This is a genomic window from Saccharopolyspora sp. NPDC003752 (assembly GCF_053605825.1).
Window position 1 is genome coordinate 148006 of sequence record NZ_JBSGJZ010000018.1, and the last position, 23041, is coordinate 171046.

The following is a 23041-nucleotide window of genomic DNA, read 5'->3' on the forward strand; positions in this document are numbered from 1 at the left end:
GCTCGGGATGGACTCACCGTTCTACCTCTCTCGTTCCCCGACCGTCACCGCTCGACGCCGACGATCGACAGGTCGATGGAGCCGAAGAAGTAGCCCACCTGCGCGTTGCGGACCTTGGAACCGACCACGCTGTTGGTGAACGTGCGCACCAGCGGAACCAGCGGATAGGACTGCATGACCTGGTCGAACAGGGTCGCCCACTGCCTTCCCAGTTCCTCGCTCGACCCGTTGGCGCCGCGGAGCTGGTACATCTCGCCGGAGATCTTCGGGTCGTAGTACCGCGGGATGTTGGAGAAGCCGTAGGTCTTGCCGTCCACGCTCGGCCCCACGTTCGGGTCGATGGTGGTGCGCACCGAACCGCTGTCCGCGCCACCGCACCAGCCGCTCCGGGCGATGTCGGGCATCTGGTCACCGGCCAGCACGGTGTAGTAGTTGGCGGCCGGGATCGGACGCAGCTGAACGTCGATGCCGAGGGCCTTGAGGTCCTGCTGCAGCACGGTGCCGACGTTCTTGTACCGGGTGTTGGTGTCCGCGTAGCCGTACACCAAGGTCTTGGGGAAGTCCTTGCCTTCCAACAGCTTCTTGGCCTCGTCCAGCTTCGGCTTGCCCGCCGGGTCCAGGTCGGTGTGCTGCTCGACGTACCCGCGCTGAGCCTCGTTGATGTACGACTGGGTCACCTTGCCGAACCGCGCGCCGCCGTACTGCAACTGGATCGCGTTCCGGTCGATGGACAGCGCGATCGCCTTGCGCACCTGAGGATCCTTGATCGTCTCGGTGTTGAAGTCGAGCACGTCCGTGCAACCCAGCAACCCCGCCGCGGTGCGCGCCTTGATCTCGGGCTCGTTGAGCTTGGCCGCGTCGGACGCCTGCAGGCCACCGTTGCTGTCCAGCGTGATCGCCGTCGGATCCGAGTCGGCGATCAGCTGCTGGCTGATGGTGGCCTGCGCGGTGGACAGGGTGAAGGTGAACGTGTCCGGCAGGGCGGGCCGGTTCGGATCGGTGGCCGGGTCCCACTGCTCGTTGCGGACCAGCTTCATCGACCGGCCGCGGTCGTAGGACTCGATCTTGTACGGGCCCGACGAGACCGGGTGCGCGGTGTAGTCGAGCTTGCTGTCCTCGGCCCGCGGCACCGGCGCCGTGTTCGACCGCGAAACCAGGGCGGGGAACTCGGCGAACGGCTGCTTGAGGTGGAAGACGACGGTGCTGTCGTCCGGGGTTTCGATCGCCTTGAAGTCGCCGCCGGTGTACGGACCCTTGTACCCGTCGTCGGCCAGGGCGGAGTTCAGTTCCTGCGGCGCCTGGGTGTAGACGTCGCGGGCGTAGGTGCGCTCGACCCCGTACTTGATGTCCTTGCTGGTGATCGGCGTGCCGTCCTCGAACTTCAGCCCCTTCTTCAGGGTGTAGGTCCAGGTGAGGCCGTCGGCGGAGGGCGTGCCCAGGTCGGTGGCCAGATCCGGCACGATGGTGGGCGGCCGGCCGGCCGTCTCCTTGGCCATGGTCAGCGTGCGGTAGTACAGCTGCCCCACGTTGGCGGTCTGCACGTAGTTGCTGTTGCCGGGGTCCAGCGTCTGGAAGTCCGAGGACATCAGGACGTTGATGTTCCCGCCCTTGGTGGTGTAGCCCTCCCCGATCTTCACCGGTTTGAAGGCGTCGGCCGTCGAGCCCGAGTCGGAACCCGGGGCGGGCTTCTCACCGCCGCACGCGGTCAGGACCAGCCCGGTGGTCATCGTCAGGGCGAGCGCCACCGTGGTGCTTCGTTTCACTGCATCTCCTCGCGGATGGGAAAGGAAGGGGTGGATCAGCTTCGGGAGGACTTGGGGTCCAACGCATCCCGGACCGCATCGCCGAGCAGGTTGAACGCCAGCACGGTGATCACCAGGGCGCCGGCCGGGACCGCCAGGAACCACGGGTCGGACAGGTACCAGTTCCCCGCCTGGGCCGCGTTGAGCATCTGACCCCACGACGGCGTGGGGTCCTTGACCCCGACGCCGAGGAACGAGAGGGCCGCCTCCGCGGTGATGTTGGTGGGGATCATCATGGTCGCGTAGACCAGCACGACCCCCATGACGTTCGGGATGATCTGCCGGAAGATGATGCTCCGGTGAGAGGCCCCGTAAGCCTGTGCGGCCTCGACGAATTCCTGCTCCCGGATCGAGAGCACCTGGCCGCGCACGACCCTGGCCAGGTACGCCCAGCCGAAGAAACCGAGGATGATCACCAACGAGGCGATCGGCACCAGGCTGCCCGAATCGAGGGCGGTGCCCTGCAGCCGGGACTGCATGATCGGGGTCAGCGACAGCACCAGCAGCAGGTGCGGGAACGCCAGGAACAGATCCATCACGCGGCTGATCACCATGTCGACCTTGCCGCCGAAGTATCCGGCGGCAGCGCCGAGCACGGTGCCCAGCACCACGGACACCACTGTGGACAGCAGTGCGATGGTCAGTGAGATCCTTGCGCCGTAGGCCATTCTCGCGAAGATGTCGCGACCGAGTCCCGGCTCAAGACCGAGCCAATGCTCACCGGACGGGTAGCGGTAGTACGACAGCGGCAAGCCCGGCGCGTAGAAGTCGTCCAGGAAGTCCGGCCCGATCCGGGTGGTGAACGGATCCGAGCCCTCGATGGCCACCAACACCGGGGCCAGGGCCGCGAACAGCACCATCAGGACCACCACGACCAGCGAGGCGATGGCGATCCGGCTGCGCCGGATCCGAAGCCACGCCGTGCCCAGCAGCGACCGCGCGGTGGCGATCTCCGCGGCGAGCCCGCGCTCGGCCTTCGCAGCCGCGGATTCCGGTGAAGGCAGGGTGGACACCTGCCCATCGACGGGCTCCGATGGGCTGGCGCGGCGCGTTCGACTCGGCGACTCATGCGGATCCGGCACGTCGATCCTTCGGTGCTCAGGGGTGTGAGGTGAAGCGACGGTACATCAAGGATCGCAATCTGTATACCAAATGTTTGACCCGTCTGAACGCGCCGACACCGGGCCCACCCGCCAAGCAGACGACCAGAAGTAGCGATGTGCCTATACCGAGGCGATTTGCACACCGCAGGATCGCGCTACCCAGCCCCGGCGGATCAGCCGAGCAGAAGCCCTGACCGTTCGATCGCGCCAGATGGTATACCCAAAATCAGCGTCGATGAAGACCGCAGCGGATGCGACGGGGCGCGGCGCGCGAGTACGCGTTGGATGAGCCCGCCCGGCACGACGTCACCGGCCACCTGCCGATGAATGCCAGGTGCGGCTCGTCGATGCCCTCGGCGAATGACCAGGGGTCACACCCGATCACGGCCGCCGTACCTGCACGCCTCCTGGCGGCGCGGTTTCGCCTACCGGCAACGCTCAGCGGATGTCGCTGCCGGCAGACTCCCGGTCCTTCACCGGCCGCCCCCGAAGTCGTTGTCCACAACGGACTCTCGATCCATCCGGACCAGGCCGGCCGCCAGCAGGTGCACGCCAGTGGCGATCTGGCCGGAGTCGGTCCATTCCTCGGGGCAGTGGCTGCGACCGTCGCGGGACGGCACGAAGATCATCCCTGCCGGGCAGCGCGCGGCCAGATGCGCGGCATCGTGGCCGGCCCCGCTCGGCGTCGCCATCCACGAGAGGCCGAGTTCACCGGCGGCGGCCGACGTCAGGTTCTGCACGGACGGATTCGTCGGGACGACCGGGTTGTCCACGGTCCAGTCGATCAGCACTTCGACACCGTTCTCGGCGCTTTCCCGAGCGATCTCCTCGACGATCCGCCGACGAACACCGGACAGCCAGACCTGGTCCTCGCTGCGGAACTCGGCCGCCAGGCGCGTCCGGCCCGGGACCACGTTCTCCGCACCCGGTTCGACCCGCAGGTCACCGCAGGTGGCGACCGCATTGCCGGGCCCAGCGCATCCCTCGCGCTCGACGGTCAGCACCGTCCTGGCGGCCGCGACCAACGCGTCCCGCCGATCGTCCATCCGCCTGGTCCCCGCGTGATCGGACCGGCCGGTGAAGGTGGCGAGAAAGCGCTCGATGCCGACGATCGCGGTGACGATCCCGATGCCGATGCCCCGTTGTTCCAGCGTCGGCCCCTGCTCGATGTGCAGTTCGAGGTAGCCGTGCAGCGGCCTCGTCGCCCAGGTGGGTGTGAGCATCCCGCCGGGGTCCAGCCCGAAGGCCGTCGCCACGTCGCCGAGCCGGTTGCCGGCCGCGTCCACCCGGTCCAGGTTCTCCGCCGTGAGCACCCCGGTCGCCGCCTGGCTGCCGAGGCAGCTACCGCTGTAGGGGTTGGACTCCTCGCCGAGGAAGTCGACGACGAGGAGATCGTGATCGAGCCGGGTCCCCGTTTCCCGCAGCCGCCGCGCGACCTCGATGCCGCCGAGCACTCCCACGATCCCGTCGAACCGCCCGCCTCCCTGGACGGTGTCCGTGTGCGAGCCGGTGACCAGCGGAGCGCCACCGTGCCGGCCCGGAAGCCGACCGACGATGTTGCCCGCGGGGTCGACGGAGACCTCCAGCCCGGCATCGCGCATCCGGCTGCGCACCCAATGCCGGGCCGCCCGGTACGGCTCGCTGAAGACCCGGCGCGTCCAGCCTTCCGAATCCGGTTCGCTCAGCCGCGCGAGATCGTGCAGATCGGACCACAGCCGCTCGCGGTCGGGCGCCAGCAGTTCGACGTTCACTCGATCACCTCCGGTGCGCGTCCGGGCAGAACGCGCTCATCGCCGACCGGTCACCCAAACGTTTGCCCCAAACGTTTGGGTGACTATGGTGGTCTTATCCACCAGGCGTCAAGGGGCTGGGTAGAGTTCCTCCGATGTCGACGCAAGACGCCCCTCGCGGAGCGCCGTCCAAGCCGCGCCGCCCCGCGACCTTGCGCGCCATCGCAGAGGCCGTCGGAAGCCACTCCTCGACGGTCTCCCGCGTGCTCAACGGAACTGCGCAGGAGCGGCGCGCGGCAGCCTCACCCGAACTCGCCGAGCGGATCCGCCAGATCGCCGAGGAGCTCGACTACCGGCCCAATCCGCACGCGGCCAGCTTGCGCACCCGGCGAAGCGGCTTGATCGGCGTGCTCGTGCCACGTCTGTCGGACCTCGTGCTCGCCATGGTCTACGAGGGGATCCACGCCGCCGCAGCAGATGTCGGCCTGTCGACGTTCGTGACCAACACCGACGACCTCGCGCAGCGGCAGCGGACCGCGGCCGAGGTGATGCTCGCCCGCCGCGTTGACGGGATGATCTTCGGCGACGCCCACCTCGACAGCGCGTTCCTGACCGAATTCGCCGATCGAGGCGTCCCGTTCGTGCTGGTCAACAGGTGGTCGGGCAGCTTCCCGGCCGCGACCTGCGACGACTACCTGGGTGGCCGGCTGGTCGCGGAGCACTTCCTGGATCGCGGCTTCGAACGCGCTGCGGTCCTGGCCGGGCCGAAGTTCGCGAGCACGGCCCGCGACCGCACGGCCGGATTCGTCGACCGCTACCGCGAAGAGGGCATCGAGGTGCCCGGGAACCGGATCGTCCAGGCGGGACTCGATGTCGAGGAGGGCCACCAGGGCGCCGATGAACTGCTCGCCCACGGCCCGACGCCGGACGCGATCTTCGCCGTCAACGATTTCGCCGCGATCGGCGCGATCGGGGCCCTGCGCGACCACGGCATCCGCGCCGGCGAAGACCTGGCGGTCGCCGGCTACCACGACACCCCGCTGGCCGCCGAACTGCCCATCCCGCTGACCTCGGTGCGGACTCCCGTGAAGCAGATGGGCAAGGCCGCGGTCGACATGCTCGCACGAGCCATGGCCGGGGAGACACCGGAATCCGTGCGCCTCCCACCGACCCTGGTGATCAGAGCCTCCACCAACCAGGGCTGAGCACAGGTTCGCAGATCAGCGCGACTCGCCGCAGCTTCACGAGAACCGGGCCGATCCGGGCGAATCCCCTGCCGGCGTGCGACATTCCGCGAATCCGGTGGGGGTTCTTGAACCTGTGAAGGTTTTCCCCAGACGGTCCACAAGAGACGGACCAGCTAGAACCGGGAAGCTCCAGGCCGAATCGGTGCACCTGGGCGTCGTTCAGCGGCGCGCGGAGACGGCTGCCGTCCCGCGGCTGCCGTGCCTCGGTGGCACGGCAGCCGCGGGATGGCGAGGGTGTCCGCCGCAGGCGATGGGTTCACCGGTGGCGCGTCGTCCCCGGCGGGAACGACGGCTTGCCAGAAGGCGTGTCGGAGCCTCCGCCGGAGGACTTGCCGGGCACCTCGGACGAACCGTCGGAACCGCCAGAACTCATGGTCTGGTTGATCCAGTCGGCGTGCGCCACGACGTTGCTGTAGATGCCCGGCTTCTCCGCGCAATTCTCGGCCATGCCGCGGCTGGTCGCTCCGACCAGTTCGAATTCGCTGCCGTCCTGCACCACGGCCGGGCCACCGGAGTCGCCGTAGCAGGCGTTCACCTTGCCCTCCTGATTGTCGATGCACAGCTCCCGTGCCGAATCGAATCCGTCCTGCGAGCTGCTGCAGTTCGCCGGGGCGAGCGTCTTGGTGTCCAGCTCCTTCAACTTCACCGGCGGCTCGCCGCACTTGGGCGTCCCGCACGTCTGGCCCCAACCGAGCAGCTGCAGCGCGGTGCCGGACTCCGGTGCGGTGGTAGCGATCTTGATCGGCTGCTCCTGCACCGGGTTCGACAGGTGGACCAGGGCCACGTCGTAGCCGGCGGAGACGTCGCTGCCGCCCTGCTTCTGCTTCGACTTGGGGTGGGCCACGAACTTGTCCGGCTTGACCACCTCGCCACCGCTGGTGCGGTCGGTCGTCCCGATCCGGTACTGGACGTTGCCGGGCTGCTGCCCGTCCACGCAATGCGCGGCGGTGACCAGCCACTCCTTGTCGATCAGCGAGGCGCCGCAGTGGTGCTTGCCGTCGGTGGACTGCATGGACGCCATGAAGCCGTAGGTCTGAGTCGCTTGGCCACCGCCGATGACGAAGGGCGCAGCCGCGGCGGTCGTCGCCGCAAGCGCCAGGCTGGCCAGGATCGTCACGGCGACCGCAAGAACGCCTCGGACCAGAGAACCTCGGGGCATGTTCTCTCTCCTCCCGTCCCCAGCTGGCGTCCCGGGGGATGAACAACGCCAGGAGCTGGGGGTTCGTGTGCAATTTCCGGGCGATACTGCCTGTCACGACGACTAATCGCGTTAACCCGAATGGGGGATTCACCGCGGGTGCTCACCCGGCTATCGAGAGTACAAAGGGACACCCGTTGAATGCAGTGCCTCATGTGAATGCGGCGCCGCATGCGCCCTGACGGCTTCACGAGACCGATGGCCACGGATGGGGCTCGCGACCGACCCGCGGACCGCATTCCGGTCCCACTGCGAGCCGGAAGTTCTCTTCAACGCCCACAGCCCGGGGCAGCCCAGTCGGCCCGCCGGGAAGCGCAGCAGGTCGGGTACAACGCCGTGCGACCCGCGCAAGCCCTGACCGCGGTCGGCGAGCGATCCCGACCCGCCAGCCCTCCCGGGAACACCGTCGCCTCGACGTGGACGCCGAAGGATCTCGGTGCGGGTCCGCAACGCGGTGGTGTCGTGTCCGACGCCGGGCGGCCACCATCGGCTCGTGCAGTCGACCGGCGGACAAGGCCGAATGCGAAGCGGTGCGGCCACCCCGGTGGTGACGTCAGGTTCGGCGCTCGGGATCGTTGTAGCTCGACGCGTCGAAGGCGGCCGTGCCGGCTTCCGGGGTCCACCTCTGGAACAGCGGCAGCAGATCGGCTGCCACTACGGAGCGCAACCCGTCCGGAGTGGGCACGACGACACGCATCATCGGGTAGTAGTCCGCGAACACCTGCCGGTCACGCCCGCACGGGCCCGTGACACCGCGCCCGTCGCTGCCGACCGCGACGATGCACTTCATCTGCCGCGCGCCCTGGGCCCGGGCCGCACCGAGTGCGACCAGCTCGGCGCACGGGCCGCCGGTGAAGTGGAAGAGGTTCACGCCGCTGAACATGCGGGAATCGGCCGCCAGCACAGCGGCGCCCATCGTGTGGATGCCGTCCTCGTCAGGACCGGAATCCGCGTTGGCGTCGATCGTTCGGCGGGCGAGCTCGACCAGTTCGCCTTCCTCCGCGTTGAGCGGTCGCGCCGAAGGCGGTACGTACATGCTGACTTCCTCCTGACGGTCCGGACACCACCTTCGTCAAGGGCGTAGCCGGCCGCAAGCGAAAATCGCGGTCCTGTCGAAGACCAGTCACGTCGGCACTAGCAGGAATAGTCGCTCAGTTGGTCGCACGACAGGAAGGAAGAAGGTCGTGGGGTCGGCGCTCCCTCGGACGCCGACCCCGCGACCTGCACGAAGTACGTCAAAAGCGCTCCACCTGCGGTGAGCGGAGCCGGTTGCGGGTGTCCAGCACGCGGTCGGCGTAGCGCTCAAGCAGCGCCCAGTCGAGCATGTCGTGGTCGGCCAGCACGATGATCAGGTCGGACTGGGAGATCTGGTCGGCATCGAACCCCACCATCCGCACGTGGGGCGGGACTTCGTCCGGGTCGATGAGGGGGTCGACCGCGCGCAGGTCGGCGCCGAGCCGGTCGAGGCGCTCGGCCACGGCCATCGACGGGGAGTTGCGCGCGTCGCCGGAGTTCGCCTTGTAGGTCAGCCCGATCAGCAGGATGTCGCTGCTGTTCACGGGTTTGCGGCGCCGGTTCAGGTGTTCCGCGGCACGTGCGACGACGTAGTCGGGCATGTGCTTGTTGACGTCGTTGGCGACGTCGACCAATCGGAACTCCTGTCCGAGGGAACGTCGCACCTGCCAAGACAGGTACGAGGCGTCGATCGGCAGGCAGTGCCCGCCGACGCCGGGGCCGGGTGAGAATCGCATGAACCCGAACGGTTTGCTGGCCGCCGCATCGAGGACCGACCACACGTCCACCCCGAGTCCGTGCGAGAACACCGCGAGTTCGTTGACCAACGCGATGTTGATGTGCCGGAAGGTGTTCTCCAGGAGTTTTGCCAGTTCCGCCTCCCGAGTTCCCGGCACCGGAACGGTCACTTCCACCAGCTGGTCGTAGAAGTCGCGGACGACGCGCAGCGATCCCGGGTCCACACCGGACACGATCTTGGGCGTGTTGTGGAACTTCCAGGTCGGGTTGCTCGGGTCGATGCGTTCCGGGCTGTAACCGACGTAGAAGTCGGCCCCTGCTCGCAGTCCTGAACCGGACTCCAGGATCGGTACGAAGATCTCCTCCGTGGTCCCGGGATAGGTGGTGGACTCGAGCACCACGCAGCAGCCGGGCGAGATGTGCGTGGACAACGCACGGGCGGCATCTTCGATGTAGCGCAGGTCCGGTGCGCCGTCGTGCAGTGGGGTGGGAACGCAGACCGAAGCGAAGTCGAAACCGCGCAATTCCGCGTGCTCGGTGGTCGGTAGGTACCGGCCCGTCGCCAGCGCGGCCGCGAGTCGCTCGTCGTCCACGTCGTCGATGAAGGACTTGCCCCTCTGGAGCAGATCGATGCGGTCCTCGTCGACGTCAAGACCGACGACGTCGAATCCGGCCTCGCAGGCGCGCATGGCGACGGGAAGGCCCACGTAGCCCTGGCCCACGATGACCACTCGTGCACCGGGCATTCCGATCACCTCCCCCGGGCTTCTCCCGGCTGCGTTCGTCCGCGGAGGTGCGACGGCACGCTGCGTGTTCACGGCTGATCGATCATCGCGCTGCATGGAGCCTCCTAGCAGAAGTACCGGTAGAGCAGGGAGCCGGCTTTCCCGGTGATGTCATCGGAGACGGATTCGTCGGTGAGCAGACCGGTGATCTCGCCGAGCAGATCGTCCACTTCAGAACGTTCAGTCGATGATCCGCGTTGTGAGCGCAAGGCCACGACCTGCTTCTCGTCGTCGGCGTACTTCCGCTTGAAGCGCAGCAGCCCAGGCTGGTCGAGGTCGCTAACACCCCAGTCGACCAGCCGCAGCCCGCGATCCGCGGCCCAGCGGATCGCGGCCCAGTAAATCGCGTCGTTGGGGCGCAGTTGCAGCCGGTCCTGCGATGACGAACCGAACTTGAAGTGCAGCACGCCGTTCCACTGCAGGAACACCGCGGCGGCGACGGTTTCGTCGCCCACGCGCGCTGTCATGGTCACGACCGAGTCGTCGGAGTGGAACTGCTCCCAGATGTTCTCGAAGAACTCCATCGGCTGGGCCAGCATTCGGTACTTGTGCTTGCGCAGCCGGACCTGCATCCGGTGGAAGTCCCGCAGCGCTTCCACCCCGGTGTCGGCGGAGATCCGGACGCCGTTCCGCTCGGCTGCGGCTATGTTGCGGCGGGCGTTGGCGGAGATCCGCTGGTGGAGTTCGGGCAGCGGGGCGTCCAACCGCGTCGCGTGCCAGGCGAGCCGGCCCGCTTCCCGCAGCCGCGGATCCCGCACGGGGGCTTCGGAGTGCAAGCACCGCAACGCAATGGGGCGGCCCTGGTCGACGATCCCGTTGGTGAGCCGGTGCCAGACAGCCTCGTCGGGTGCGAACGGGTCCGCCCAATCCGAGAACGGCAGGCTGCACAGCCGCTCGCCGCGGATGTCGTGGACGCGGACCCAGGCGAAGCCGCCGACCACCGCTCCCGATGCGTCCACCGCGATGCGAGCTTCAGGGGTGAAACCGTACGTCCGGCACAGTGCCTCCAGCCACGGCTGGGAGGTGAACACGCTGCCCTGCGGACCAGCTGCGAGTTCGGCCCATCGCGGGTCTTTCCGCGGGTCGACGGTGACGATTTCGGGTGTCGCGCTGCGCATCAGGGCCTTCGCAGGAGTCCGGGAGAGCTGGAACGGCGGTGGCTCCCGCAGCGTTCCCACCGCCGTGGACCGCGCTGCCAGCAGGTCATCGACGGTGATGGAGCCGAGTTCCCGGTGCAGTACCAGGCCGCGGCGACCGAGTTCGGTCGCGAGCTGGCGCTGGTGGTCGTCGATCGCCTCGCCGAACCGGCGTTCCCTGGTGACCACCACCGGCGCCTTCCCCGCATCGAACGCCAGCAGCACGGACCCGGTGCCGGAGTGGCTGATCACCACGTCGGCCGACGAAAGCGCCTCCGCGAGCTGGGTGATCGGCAGGTACGGCTTGGTTTGGATCGGCAGGTCGTCCACCGGCGCCGGACCGGTCTGCCAGAGAACTTCGACCGGCAGACCGGTCGCCTGGTGCAGTGCACCGTCCGGTTCGAGCAGCGGCACCAGAGATTCGATCATCCGGCGGAACGGGTACGTCGATGCGCCGACCGTGACCACCACGCGCAACCGGTCTCCCCGCGGGCGGTCTGCGGTCGTTGCCCGGTAGACGTCGAACTGGCTGCCGCCGTGGCGCCAGCCGTGGCCGGCAGCGTGCGGGTACTGGGTGTACACCCGGACCCGGGGAACCCAGCGGAGCAGTTTTCCGGTCAACGACGGGCTGTTCACCCTTGCGGCGCTTTCGATGTAGTGGCACTCCACGCCGCGCGCGGCCAGGTAGGGCAGGAAACCGAGTGCGATGCCGGAACCGGTGGAGATGGCCCGGGTGATGCCCCGGGCACGCCACAGCCGGTGCGCGATCGGCAGGCACCGCAGAACTCCCCGCACGCTGCGGCATCCGACCGGTGGAACGTATACGACGTCCCGATCTGCCAGCATCGACGTGCTCTGCTCGTTGCGGCTGGTCACCCACACCGCCGGACCGTCCTCGGAAATCCGCTCGGACAGGCTGTGCAGCTGGGCCAGGTGACCGCCCGTGGTCGCCACGAAGAGCGTCGTCATCGGGCACCGTCCCCGCGCAGCATCGACGGCAGGGTTCGGACGAGGATGCTGAGGTCGGTCTGCAGGCTGCGGGACCGCACGTACACCATGTCCAGACGGAGCATGTCCAAGGTGCCCATGGTGCTGCGGCCGCTGACTTGCCACAGCCCGGTCAGCCCGGGCTTCGCCGCGCTCCGTTCGGCGAACTCCGGTGGGAACATCGCGGCCTCCCACTCGAGGCACGGACGGGGGCCGACCAGCGCCATGTCACCGCGCAGCACGTTGAGCAGCTGCGGCAACTCGTCGAGGCTGGTGCGCCGCAGCCAAGAGCCAACCGCGGTGATGCGCGGATCGCGGTCCAGCTTGAAGCTGCCGTCGGCGGAAGTGTCCTCGCCGCGCAACTCGCGCGCGATCATGTCGCGCAGCGGTTCGTCGTTGCACCCCAGGCGCATGGTGCGGAACTTGTAGAGCGTGAACGGCTTTCCGCCCTGCCCGACCCGGCGTTGCCGGAACAGCGCCGGGCCCCGGCTGGTGAGGCGGATGATGCCGGCGACGATGAGCATCGGCGGCGCGAGAACAGCCAACCCGACGGCCGCACCGACCACGTCGATCCCGCGCACCACGGACCGCTCCCACCGAGGTCGCCGACCGCACGGCGGCAACGGTTCCGGTGAGCGCTGCGCCCGCACCGCCGGTGTCGGTCTCCTATGTTGCGCGAGACCGATCGAGAGCAGGATCTTGAGTGCCGTGCTCGTCATCACCAAGCCTCCCAGACATGATCGCCAGCAGAACGAACAGCAGATCGCCGAACCCGCGGACCACCAGGTGGATGTCGATCAGCGACAGGATCAGGACCATCCACCAAGCGACCTCGAGCGTTGCCGCGCACGCCCCCACCGAGCCGGGACGCGGGGCCAGCCGCCTGGCCCCGCGCAGCACCGCGACCGACAGCCAGACGAACCCGATCAGCAGTGGAATCCCGCCGACCCAGAGGAAGAACAGGTAACCGGATTCGAGGTAGATGAAGTCCCGCCAGGTCTCCGGTGCGGTGAGCACCGAGTCAGGCGAGATCCCGAAGACGAAGTGCCCGTCCGCCAGCTGCGGCACGTAGAAGGTGGTGAGGTTGTCCCACCGGCCGAGCCAGCTGCGGGGCACGGTGTAGCCCTGCGTGAAGTCCGCCATGCGGCCGAGGAACGCGGGCGCGCCGACGAGCGCTGCGATCCCCACGATCGGCAGGAACCTGGCCACCTGCCGCCGGGCCTGCGGATAGCGGCGCAGGATCAGCACCCCGGCCACGAGTGCGGAGATCCAGGTCGAGAACTGCCCGCTCGCGAGGACACCGGCACCGAGCAGGACACCGAGCCCGATCCGCTCCCACTTGCCGAGGATTCCGCGAGTGCCGCAGTACAGCAGGAGTACCAGCCCGACGGTGATGTAATCGCCGGTCGCGATCGAGGACCCCAACGTCGCCGTGCCGCGGTCGCTGGCCTCGCTCGCGCTCGCATGCCAGAACGCGCTCAGCAACGTCAGCACCGGTTCGACACCCAGCGTCTGCAAGATCGCCACTACCGACAACCCAGCGGTCGGCCAGACCACCAGGCGGATGCAGCGGAGCCGCTGTTGCTCGGTGCGCACGGTCAACCGGACGAGCAGGAACAGCGCCACGAGTTTGCACACCGGCAGCAGCGCCACCAGATCGGAGCCGTGTGGTTCGGCACCGCGCAGCATCATCGACGCGATCGGCCACGCCGTGCTGAGCACCACGAAACCGGCTAGCGGAACGTCCAGCGGCCGGAGGCGCAGCGGGATCGGGTCACCACGTAGCAACCGCAGCCAGCCACCGAGACACGCCCCGGCCACCAGCACGGCGAACAACGCCTCGTTCGGCCGGGCTCCGGGCACCAGCGTGCCCCTGTCGATACCCGCGAGGAACGGCAGGGTCAGCAGGTAGGCATAGGTCGCGAACACGGGGCGGTACGCCGCCGCGGCGAACAGCGCTGCGGCCACCAGCAGTCCGGCGCCCAGCGGCCCTGCCACGGCGACGGCCAGCCCCGCCAGCGATGCGCACAGGGCGGCCTGGGTTATCAGCAGGCTTTCCGCGCGGTCCGGAATCCCGCCGGAGATCTCGTCGCGTCGGCGCAGCAGAACGCTCATGGGCATCGTCCGATCCAGCTGATGCGCACCGCCCCGGCGTAGACCGCGATCGCCACCAGTCCGCACGCGCCGAGGGCGATCACACCTCCAGCCCGGCTGATCTCGCCGGTGCTCAGAAACCAGCGGCCGAAAGCGACGATCGGCACCATCGAGACGCAAGCGAGAAGAGCCCGCGCGATCTGCGCGTGGTCGATCCAGCGTTCGGGCCGCAACGCGGCTCGCAGACCGACGAGCACGGTCACCGCTCCGGCCAGCTCACCCGCCAGCAGGCCCGCGCACAGCACGACCAAGCGGGATTGGTCGTCCGGCACGAGCAGTGCGGCGACGGTGACGGTGAGCGACGCGGCCAGGAGTGCGTAGCTGGCCAGCCGCGGGCAGCGGGTGTTCAGCTGCGCGAACAGCGCATCGAGGCCGACCATGTGCACGCTCGCCGCGAACTGGGCGACTGCGATCACCGCGAGGCAGGCCGCGAGCTGGTCGATCAGCTTGTCCGAGTGCAACTGCCCGTTCGCCAGCATGCTCGCCACCGGGTGTGCGAGCGCGGCGAGCAGGAGCAGCGGCGGAAGGCTGGTGATCGACGCGAGCGTCAGGGCTTGTCGCCACGACGCGGCGAAACCGCTGTGGTCGTCGCGTGCGACTGCGGCTGACATCCCGGGCAGGACGACGGTCGACACCGCCCGTGCCCCCAACGCGGTCGGGACCTGCATGACCGTGTAGGCGCTCTGCACCACGATGACTCCGCCAGGCACAGTCGACGCGGCGGCCAGGAGCACGTACAGCGCGACCGATCGCGTGAGGGGCAGGCTGATCGAATTGCGCAGCCGTCGCAGGACGGACGCCACCTCCGGGTCCGGTCGCCAGCGCAACGACGGGCGCAGCGGCAGCCCCGCCCGGGACGCCCCGAACAGCTGGAGGCAAGCGTGCACCGCCACGGCAAGGGTGCTGCCCAGCCCGAGAACGACCAACGGGCCAGCCGTGATCTCCGCGACATCGAGGCCCGGCCCCCAGTGCACACCCACCACGACCACGGCGGCGATGAGCACCACGTTCTCCGCCGCGGGAGCCACGGCCGCCAACGTGAAGCGTTCGCGGGCCTGCTGAGCAGCGGCTCCCAGCGCGGCCGCGGTGTAGAGCATGACCTGTGGGGCGACCAGCAGGACGAGCACTGTTGCCGTCTGCTCGGTTTGTTCCCGGAGCGAGGACTGCGGGATGCCGAGGCTCAGGCACCATCCGAGCACTGGCGCGGAGAGCGCCACGATGCCGGCCAGCACTGCGGAAGCGATCAGCAGGAATCCGCTGACCCGGCCGAGCAGCCTGGTCGCCGCGTCTGGTCCGCCGCGCGCGAGCACCTGCACCACGGTCGGGACGATCACGAGAGCGAGCGCAGGCCCCGCGATCACGCTGTAGGTCAGGTTGGGGACCATGTTCGTGGCGACGAACGCGTTCGCGAAGTAGGTCGGGCCGAGCACCGCGCCAACCACGACGACCCGGACCAGCCCGGTCAGTCGGCTGATGAGGATTCCGCCGGAGACGGCGGCAGAACGCCGCACCGTTCTCCTGGCGGCTGGCCGGGACAGGCCGGCGCGCAGCACGGAGCGAGCACTCACCGAGCGCTCCACCGGCGGACCAGGAGCACAGCGGTGACGGCTGCGACCAGGAGTCCGGCGACCGCTCCGGCTGCCGTGGCGAACATGGGGCGGGGGCTGACGGGGTCGGTGACCGAGTAGGCCGGCACCACGACCTTGGGTTCGGACCGCGCGAGTCGGGTCATGCTGAGCTGGTCGAGCTGCGACTGCAACTGCTGCTCGCGTTGCTGCAGGCCTTGCGCCAGAGCTTCGGCGGCGGCCAGCGAGGACGAGTCGGGTACTGCGCGCTCCCGCGAGACCTGCGCGTTCGCCTCGGCCAGCTGCGCCCGGACATCGGCGAGGTTCCCGAGCACGTAACCGTCCACTCCGGACTCGCTGTTGGTTCGCGCCACGTCCCGGTAGCGGTCGACGATCTCCCGGGTCCGGCGCAGGGCGACGTCGGGGGCACCAGCCCTGGCCTCCACCTGCAGGACCTCGCTGCTGTCCAGCAGCGACATCGTCACCATCTTCTCCAATTCCTCCACCGGAAGCCGCTCCTGGGCGGCGACCGGCCCCAGCACCTGCCTGCTGCGCAGCAGCACCAGTTGGGTCGTCAGGCTCCGGTCCTCGCGCAGGAATCCGGTCGACTTCTCCTCTCCGATCTCGAAGAGGATCTGCGCGCGCGCCGCGTACACCGGCGGCCACACCAGGGCCCCGATGAATGCGGTGCCGGCGCCGAGCAGCACGATCAGCAGGGATACGCCCAGCAGTCGCCGCTTGTTGGCCAGCAGTGCGGACCACGCCCGGCTTTCCGGCCCGGGCGGCGGGGTTCGCCGGTCTTCCCGAGCGCCGTGGAGCGGACTGGTTGGCGCGGCACCGGTTCTCACCTGTGCGGCGTCCAAGCGCTGAGCGTTGACCGGTTCGCTGTTGGAGTGTTGGGTTTCGGTCAAGGCCAGACACCTCGCAATGCGTCGCAAACCCGTACGACGTCGCCGTCGTCGAGCGTCGGGGAGATGGGCAGGGACAAGATCTGCGTGGCCGCCTCCTCGGCGACGGGAAGCCGTTCGCCGCATCCGGCGAAAGCCGGTTGCAGGTGGCAGGGAACCGGGTAGTGCACGCCCCACCCCACACCGGCCGCGGACAGCGCCGCACCCGCCTGTTCCCGCCGCAACGTCCGCACCACCGCGAGGTGGTGCACATGCTCGGCTGCGGGGTCCACGGCGACCGGCTCGAAGGACACCGGCAGCGATTCCCGGTACCGGCGCATGAGTTCGCGCCGACGCGCGTTGTCCGAGTCCAGCCGCGGGAGTTTCAAGGACAGCGCCGCGGCCTGGATGCTGTCGAGCCTGCTGTTCCGGCCTGGCAGCTCGTGGCGGTGCCGGTCGTGCGCGGCTCGACCGTGGTTCGCGAGGCGCCGCACCCGGTCGGCCAGCTCGACGTCGCTGGTGACGACGGCGCCGCCGTCGCCCAGTGCGCCGAGGTTCTTCCCGGGGTAGAAGCTGAAAGCGGCGGCGCGGCCGACACTTCCGGCGGCGTGCCCGCTGTAGCGCGCTCCGTGCGCCTGTGCCGCATCCTCGATGAACGCGAGACCGCAGCGGTCAGCGAGCGAGCTCAGCGCCGGCACGGCGACCATTTGGCCGAACAGGTGAACCCCGATGATCGCGGCGGTACGCCGGTTCACCGCCGCAGCTGCCGCCGCGGGATCAATCAGCAGCGTGTCGGGGCGGACATCGACGAATACCGGTCGCGCCCCGGCCGCACGCACCGCTTCCGCGGTGGCGACGAAGGTGTTCGCCGGGACGATGACCTCGTCGCCGCCTCCGATGCCCAGCGCGGTCAAGATCAGTTCGATGGCGTCGGTGCCGTTGGCGACACCGACGCAACTGCGCGACTCGCAGTACGCGGCGAACTGCGTCTCGAACCGTTCGACTTCCGGCCCGCCGACGAACCGGCCATGCTGGAGGACCGCCTTCCACGCCACCTCCAGATCCGTCTGGAGGTCGGCGTTGATGTCCACGAGGTCCAGGAAGGGGACCGCACCGGTGTTCCCGTTCATTGCACGACCTCCCCGCAAGCCGGCTCCGCGAGCAGCTGCGGGGGTTCCACGTCATCGGCGGAGCGCTGTGCCGGAACGTCCAGAACCCGTACCGGCCGACCGGTGACCTGTGCCAGGTCCGACGCGCTGAGCACCCGGACGATCTCCAGGCCGCGCCGACCGGAGGTGTTGGGAACTCGGCCGGTTTGTGCGCATTCGATGAAATGGGTGTCCTGCACGAGCAGCGGCTCGCGGAACGCCACGTGCGGCGAGACGATGTCGCCGGAGCGGTAGGTGATCGGCATCGCGTACGCGTCCGCCGGATCGTCGAGGCCGTGCGAGTCGACGCCGATGTCGTAGACGCGGATCCGGTCCTCATCGGAAGTGTCGTCGTAGACCGCCATCTTCCGGTCGCCGACGACCGTCACGCGGCGGACCTTCTGCGGATTGAGCCAGCTGACGTGGACGAAGGCGTAGGTCCCGGACTTCTCCAGTTCCAGGCGCACGTGCGCCACGTCCGCGTGTCGTCCGTCGACGTGATGATGGGCCCACGTGGTGACCGACGCCGGAGTTTCGCCCATCAGGAACGAGATGATCGAGAGGTCGTGCGGCGCGAGGTCCCAGATGACGTTCACGTCCCGTTGGTAGAGACCGAGGTTCAGCCGCGCGGTGTCGATGTAGAGCACCCGCCCCAGCTCGCCGGAATCGATGATCTCCTTGAGCTTCCACACGGCGGCGTTGTATTCGAAGGTGTGGCCGGTCATGAGCACCACGCCACGTTCATCGGCGACATCGACGAGTCTTCGGGCGTCCTCGATCGAAGTCGCCAGCGGCTTCTCGACGAGGGTGTGCTTTCCCGAGAGCACGGAGCGCAGCGCGATCTGTGCGTGCGAGCACGGTGGAGTTGCCACCACCACCGCGTGCACGTCGGGGAGAACCTCGTCCAGCTCGCACGCCGTGCCCGCCGCCGGGAAGTTGCGGTGGGCCTCTGCCAGCCGCCCGAGATCCCGGTCGACGACCACCACCTCCACGCCGGGCAACGTGCTGAGAACGCGCACGTGCTTGGAACCCCAGTAGCCGTAACCCACTACTGCAACGCTCATGCTGTCCGTTCGATCCATGCAAGCCTCCAGAAACCAGTTGGGACGCAACAGGGATCCGGTGAGCCATCGTTGAACGTCATGCGGAGATCTGCTTGGCTGGCAATACCAAAGTGGATGCTCCGCCGATCTGTCGCACAGCGTCAGCGCGGTTCTGTCTGTCCACGAGCAGGCGAACCTCTGATCGGGACGCAGCGCCGTCACCTGCACGCCTGACCGCGGGCGCGCAAAGTGACCACGACGACGGAAGACGAGCCATCTTCACGGAATCGGCGCACACATCCTGCGTGGGCGAACCAGATCCACTTCCTGGAAAATGAAAATCGCAGCCTGATCGAGTTACATCGAGCTGCCGCCGGCGTCGCCGATCCCGCATGGCGCACGTTCGTTCGACCTCGACTTCCGCGAACGCTAGCGCGGCACATCCACTGGCCGGCTCGTCGGCGGAACCACCGAAGAGTACCCCCGATTACCGGACCGTCCATGCGGTGACGCGGCAGGCGACCCCCATGACGACAGGCGAGAATCGAATCATGCCGAAGATGCGCGCGCTTTTCCTGACCCTCGTGATCGGTTGGGCGTTCATCTCGTGCGGAACGCACAACGACAACGTGCCCCGGACCACGGCCACGGTGACTTCGTCACCATATCTTTTCTTCGGGTGGGGCAATCCTCCTGATCCGGTTGTGGTGATGAAGGAAACCGGCGTCAAGGCGTTCACCCTTGCTTTCATCCTCTCCGGCAATGGCTGCGACCCCGCGTGGGACGGCGAACGGCCGCTGGACGGAGACGATGCCGCTCAGATCAAGAGAATCCGCGACGCGGGTGGTGACGTCGTCGTCTCCATGGGGGGCAGCGCCCAGGAGGGGCGAAAGCTGGGCGAGGTGTGCCCGGACGAGCAGTCCCTGGCGAACGCGTACCAGAAGGTCATCGACGCCTACCAGCTCAAAGCGGTCGACGTCGACATCGAGAAGGGCGAGTTCAAATCCCCTGAAGCGCAAGACCGCGAACTCGGCGCGCTGAAGATCCTCAAGCAGCGGAACCCCGAACTGAAGACGATCCTGACGTTCCCCACGGAACGCACCGGCCCGAGCGACCTCGGCAAACGGCTCATCCGACGGGCGCACGAGCTCGGCGCCAACGTCGACGTCTTCACGATCATGCCGTTCAACTTCGGGGGCACCGACATGACTCGCGATACGATCTCGGCCGCCGACGGGCTCGCGTCGGAGATCGCCGACGCCTTCGCAATTCCGATCGAAGCGGCGTACCACAAGGCCGGCATATCGTCCAAGAACGGTGGTCTTGAGGAAACCGTGCGGTTGGCGGACTTCCACAACTTCCTGGACTACGCCAACGACCGACGCCTCGGCCGGTTCACCTTCTGGGCGGTCAACCGCGACCGTCCCGGCGACCCGAGTCATGACGCGGGGAGCGGGATCCCCCAGCGCGACTGGGACTTCACCAGGGTCGTAGCGCGCTACCGGTCCGCGGAGCCCTGATCGGTCCGGTCCGCGAACCAGAGAGCCGAATCTGCCCGTGTCACGAAGACTTGCTGATCGAACAGCCCGGGAGGCCGGATGATGTCTCTGCTCCGTCTGCAGACCGCCTTGCGCCCGCGAGTGGTCTCTGCCGTTACGCGCCGCGTTGTGGAGCCCGTTGTGCGGGCACCTTATCTGAGCACCGCCCGATGGTTGCCGGAGTTCTTCACGTGGCCCGAGCAAAAGCGGCGATCTTGGCAACGGGACCGGTTGCGCGCTGTCTTGCGGCACGCCCAGCAAGAGGTGCCGTACTACCGCGACGTGCTGGCCGGGCGGGACGTGGATGACGTGGACCTCGCCGAGCTCCCCGTGATCGACAAGGCGATGATGCGGTCCTGCATGGACGACTTCTTGAGCCGGGGCTGGCGGGACATTCCGCACATCGCCAAGAAGACCGGTGGCAGTACCGGCGACCCGTTCCAGTACCCGCTCGACAAGCGCGCCTGGACGCAGATCTACGCGGCGAACCTGTACTTCTGGGAACGCACCGGATACCGCTACGGAGACCGCCTGGTAATGGTGGGTTCTCCACCCTCGTTGCAGTCCGCGAGCGAGGGTTTGAAGTCTCGCTTGCGCTCGCTCCTGGAGGGGCGCGTGGTCTCCGCGGCGGGATGCCACATCGACCTGGAGACGAGCCTGGAACGCGCGCTCACGGCCGGGCGCGCGCGGGGAGTGCTCTGGTACGGGTACGCGAGCCATGTCGCAGCGATGGCCGACGCTGTGCTGGAAGCCGGTGTGCGCGTGTCGCCGCCGAAGGCGATCGTCACGACGGCCGAGCTGTTGTTCCCGACCTGGCGCGAGCGCATCGAGCAAGCCTTCGAAGCGCCACTGCGCGACCAGTACGGGTGCAACGACGGCGGCATCATGTCGCAAGAATGTTCGCTCGGTCGGCTTCACCTCGCCGAGAACGTATCGATCGTCGAGATCCTCGACGACGCCGGCCGCCGGTGTCGACCGGGCGAGGAGGGTGACGTGGTCGTGACGAACCTGCACGCCCGGGCGCTGCCCTTCCTGCGATACCGGATCGGGGACCGGGCCGTGCTCGGCGCGGCGACATGTCCGTGTGGCACGGAAGGCACATTCCTGGAGCGGGTGGTCGGTCGGCAGGGCGACAGCTTGCACTTGCCGAACGGCAAGCACGTTTCCATGCACCCGCTCGGAAAGTGCTTCTTCGATGCCCGTCACGTGCGTCGCTACCAGCTCGTCCAGCCGGAGCCCGGTCGCGTCTTGGTGCGCCTCGATGTCGAACCGGGTTTCGAGGCGGATGAGCGCTCGATGATACTCGGCGAAGTTCGACGCCTGGTGGGCGGCGCAGTCGACATCGACCTGACGACCGACGAGCCGATGGAACGCACTTCGGGCGGCAAACACCGCGTAGTCGTGCGGACCTTCGACTCGGCGTGACTTCGTCGCGCACTGCGCCCCACTTCGTCATCTGCGGTGTCAGGCATCCGAGAGCAGTCGCACACCTCGGCAACGCAGCCCAAGATGAAAGGCGGTGGGCAGCGGCAGGACGGTCATTGCTCTACGAGCGCCGCGCCGGCGGTCGCGGCCAAACGATCGTTAGGAGACACCAGTGACGGACCATGACGATTTCCCCGCACCGCAGCAGGGGTTGGTCGTGACGCACTTCCTGACCGTGCGTGACGTCAGCGTCTCGCGAGAGTTCTACGCCGACATCTTCGGCGGGCAGGTCGTGCTGGCCGAGAACCCGACCACCGTCCGGATCGCCAACAGCTGGATCATCATGAACCCCGGAGGCGGACCCACACCGGACAAGCCAGACATCAGCCTGACCCCGCCCCAGCCCGGGGACCCGGTGTCGGCGTTCCTGAACATCCGAGTCGCCGATATCGCCGCGTTCTACGCCGACGCCCGCGCGAAAGGCGCGCAATTCCTGACAGAGCCCAAGGACCGCAAGGCGGAGTTGCGGTGCTACCTCCGCGACCCGGACGGGTACCTCATCGAGATCGGACAGGCCACCGGAATGCTGCACGGTGTCTTCGCCGACCGGCCCGCCCCTTCGAGCTGATCCTCTTGCTGCGACCAAGCATGCACGCGCCTCGCGCGCCGGAACAACATCTGCAACACCGCGTTGGGCCTGACCCAGCGGGTGCTCCCCCACCGCGTTCGGGCCGGCGGACGTCGGACGGCACCGCTGCCCGCGAGGCCCCGTCGGTGCGTGTCGTCGGTCGTCGGGAGGCCAAGCTCGTCCACCACGGTGGAGGCGGTTCTCGGGATCACCCGCGCGGCACGAGCGATTTGAGCCCCGCAGTTTCGGGTCGCCTGGCTGTGGTTCGGCAACCTCATCGGCGATGTCGCCTCTGGTGACCGACTGTTCGTAGTGCAGCGCTCTTTCCTTCGCGTCGGTGAATCAGCGGGCCCGCCGACTGCTCGGTGGCCACGGAACGTGGGCGGGACAAAAGTCCCCTTTTTCTCACCGGAGTCCGGCACTACCGTCGAAAACGCAGGACATGAAAGCCATCGGCGATGTCTTTCCGCCGATGGCTCGGGGAATAATCGCGCACTCCCGCCATTCGCCATCAGAGGAGCGCGCCCGGTGTTGTGTCACTGCGCACAGCACGATTTTCAACCAGAGATCCGCTGAAACCATTCATTGCACCCAACAGCGATGATGAGGAACCGCTATGAAGATCAGCACTGTCTTCGGTCGTCAGCGCACCAACTGGGGAGGTTGGGGCGGCTGGGGCTGGGGCGGCTGGGGCTGGGGCGGTTGGGGCGGCTGGGGCTGGGGTGGCTGGGGCTGGGGCGGCGGCTGGGGTGGCTGGGGCGGCTGGTAACCAGGCCCTAGTACTCCCAGAGACCGCATCCAAATCAGCCAATTCCTAGCTAGTGTCCTGAGTCGTTGATTCGTTGTCAGGTTGTTAGGGTGTGGTATGGGTGATGGTCGTGGACCGAAGCTGGCCTTGCTGGAACTGAGCCAG

18 protein-coding genes are annotated in these 23041 nt (G+C 68.1%); 5 read left to right on the forward strand and 13 right to left on the reverse strand.

Features of this window, described 5'->3' with window-relative positions; all coding sequences use genetic code 11:
* Positions 1–44: 44 nt before the first annotated feature.
* From ACWEV3_RS23755 to ACWEV3_RS23765, 3 genes are all read right to left on the reverse strand, one after another.
* The gene (locus tag ACWEV3_RS23755) at positions 45–1763 is read right to left on the reverse strand and encodes an ABC transporter substrate-binding protein (protein WP_452616024.1); all 1719 of its coding nucleotides are present in this window, start codon (positions 1761–1763) and stop codon (positions 45–47) included.
* A 35-nt stretch (positions 1764–1798) separates the two neighbouring features.
* Positions 1799–2815: an ABC transporter permease gene (locus ACWEV3_RS23760; RefSeq protein ID WP_452616025.1), complete on the reverse strand. Its 1017-nt coding sequence runs from the start codon at positions 2813–2815 to the stop codon at positions 1799–1801.
* Positions 2816–3378: 563 nt separating this feature from the next.
* Positions 3379–4656, reverse strand: a complete 1278-nt coding sequence (locus tag ACWEV3_RS23765; protein ID WP_452616026.1) for a M20 family metallo-hydrolase — start codon at positions 4654–4656, stop codon at positions 3379–3381.
* Between the two features lie 134 nt (positions 4657–4790).
* Between ACWEV3_RS23765 and ACWEV3_RS23770 the strand changes: the two genes are divergently transcribed.
* Positions 4791–5840 carry a LacI family DNA-binding transcriptional regulator gene (locus tag ACWEV3_RS23770; RefSeq protein ID WP_452616027.1) on the forward strand — a complete coding sequence of 350 codons (1050 nt, stop codon included), beginning with the start codon at positions 4791–4793 and terminating at the stop codon, positions 5838–5840.
* A 298-nt stretch (positions 5841–6138) separates the two neighbouring features.
* Here the strand turns inward: ACWEV3_RS23770 and ACWEV3_RS23775 are convergent, their stop codons facing one another.
* From ACWEV3_RS23775 to ACWEV3_RS23820, 10 genes are all read right to left on the reverse strand, one after another.
* Positions 6139–7041 (reverse strand): S1 family peptidase, encoded by a 903-nt coding sequence (locus ACWEV3_RS23775; RefSeq protein ID WP_452616028.1) that lies wholly within the window; start codon positions 7039–7041, stop codon positions 6139–6141.
* A gap of 592 nt (positions 7042–7633) precedes the next feature.
* Positions 7634–8116 carry a cytidine deaminase family protein gene (locus ACWEV3_RS23780; protein WP_452616029.1) on the reverse strand — a complete coding sequence of 161 codons (483 nt, stop codon included), beginning with the start codon at positions 8114–8116 and terminating at the stop codon, positions 7634–7636.
* 199 nt (positions 8117–8315) lie between these two features.
* Positions 8316–9578 carry a nucleotide sugar dehydrogenase gene (locus tag ACWEV3_RS23785; RefSeq protein ID WP_452616030.1) on the reverse strand — a complete coding sequence of 421 codons (1263 nt, stop codon included), beginning with the start codon at positions 9576–9578 and terminating at the stop codon, positions 8316–8318.
* 104 nt (positions 9579–9682) lie between these two features.
* Positions 9683–11722 carry a GNAT family N-acetyltransferase gene (locus ACWEV3_RS23790; RefSeq protein ID WP_452616031.1) on the reverse strand — a complete coding sequence of 680 codons (2040 nt, stop codon included), beginning with the start codon at positions 11720–11722 and terminating at the stop codon, positions 9683–9685.
* On the reverse strand, positions 11719–12459 hold the full coding sequence (locus tag ACWEV3_RS23795) for a sugar transferase (protein ID WP_452616032.1): 741 nt from the start codon (positions 12457–12459) through the stop codon (positions 11719–11721). Before ACWEV3_RS23795 ends, ACWEV3_RS23790 begins: the two co-directional genes overlap by 4 nt.
* Positions 12407–13855: a hypothetical protein gene (locus ACWEV3_RS23800; protein ID WP_452616044.1), complete on the reverse strand. Its 1449-nt coding sequence runs from the start codon at positions 13853–13855 to the stop codon at positions 12407–12409. The genes ACWEV3_RS23795 and ACWEV3_RS23800 overlap by 53 nt, the downstream gene beginning before the upstream one ends.
* Positions 13852–15462 carry a lipid II flippase MurJ gene (locus tag ACWEV3_RS23805; protein WP_452616033.1) on the reverse strand — a complete coding sequence of 537 codons (1611 nt, stop codon included), beginning with the start codon at positions 15460–15462 and terminating at the stop codon, positions 13852–13854. Before ACWEV3_RS23805 ends, ACWEV3_RS23800 begins: the two co-directional genes overlap by 4 nt.
* Entirely contained in the window at positions 15459–16370 is a 912-nt protein-coding gene (locus ACWEV3_RS23810; protein WP_452616034.1) for a hypothetical protein, read from the reverse strand. The genes ACWEV3_RS23805 and ACWEV3_RS23810 overlap by 4 nt, the downstream gene beginning before the upstream one ends.
* Positions 16367–17476 carry a DegT/DnrJ/EryC1/StrS family aminotransferase gene (locus tag ACWEV3_RS23815; RefSeq protein WP_452616035.1) on the reverse strand — a complete coding sequence of 370 codons (1110 nt, stop codon included), beginning with the start codon at positions 17474–17476 and terminating at the stop codon, positions 16367–16369. The genes ACWEV3_RS23810 and ACWEV3_RS23815 overlap by 4 nt, the downstream gene beginning before the upstream one ends.
* Positions 17473–18558 carry a Gfo/Idh/MocA family protein gene (locus ACWEV3_RS23820; protein ID WP_452616037.1) on the reverse strand — a complete coding sequence of 362 codons (1086 nt, stop codon included), beginning with the start codon at positions 18556–18558 and terminating at the stop codon, positions 17473–17475. The genes ACWEV3_RS23815 and ACWEV3_RS23820 overlap by 4 nt, the downstream gene beginning before the upstream one ends.
* A gap of 485 nt (positions 18559–19043) precedes the next feature.
* On the opposite strand from ACWEV3_RS23820, the gene ACWEV3_RS23825 reads away from it, so the two are divergent.
* The 4 genes from ACWEV3_RS23825 to ACWEV3_RS23840 all read left to right on the forward strand — a co-directional run bounded on the left by ACWEV3_RS23825 (position 19044) and on the right by ACWEV3_RS23840 (position 22897).
* The gene (locus tag ACWEV3_RS23825) at positions 19044–20057 is read left to right on the forward strand and encodes a chitinase (RefSeq protein ID WP_452616038.1); all 1014 of its coding nucleotides are present in this window, start codon (positions 19044–19046) and stop codon (positions 20055–20057) included.
* Positions 20058–20135: 78 nt separating this feature from the next.
* Positions 20136–21500, forward strand: a complete 1365-nt coding sequence (locus ACWEV3_RS23830) for a phenylacetate--CoA ligase family protein (protein WP_452616039.1) — start codon at positions 20136–20138, stop codon at positions 21498–21500.
* Positions 21501–21672: 172 nt separating this feature from the next.
* Positions 21673–22128, forward strand: a complete 456-nt coding sequence (locus ACWEV3_RS23835; RefSeq protein ID WP_452616040.1) for a VOC family protein — start codon at positions 21673–21675, stop codon at positions 22126–22128.
* Positions 22129–22744: 616 nt separating this feature from the next.
* Positions 22745–22897 (forward strand): hypothetical protein, encoded by a 153-nt coding sequence (locus ACWEV3_RS23840; protein ID WP_452616041.1) that lies wholly within the window; start codon positions 22745–22747, stop codon positions 22895–22897.
* Positions 22898–23041: the final 144 nt, after the last annotated feature.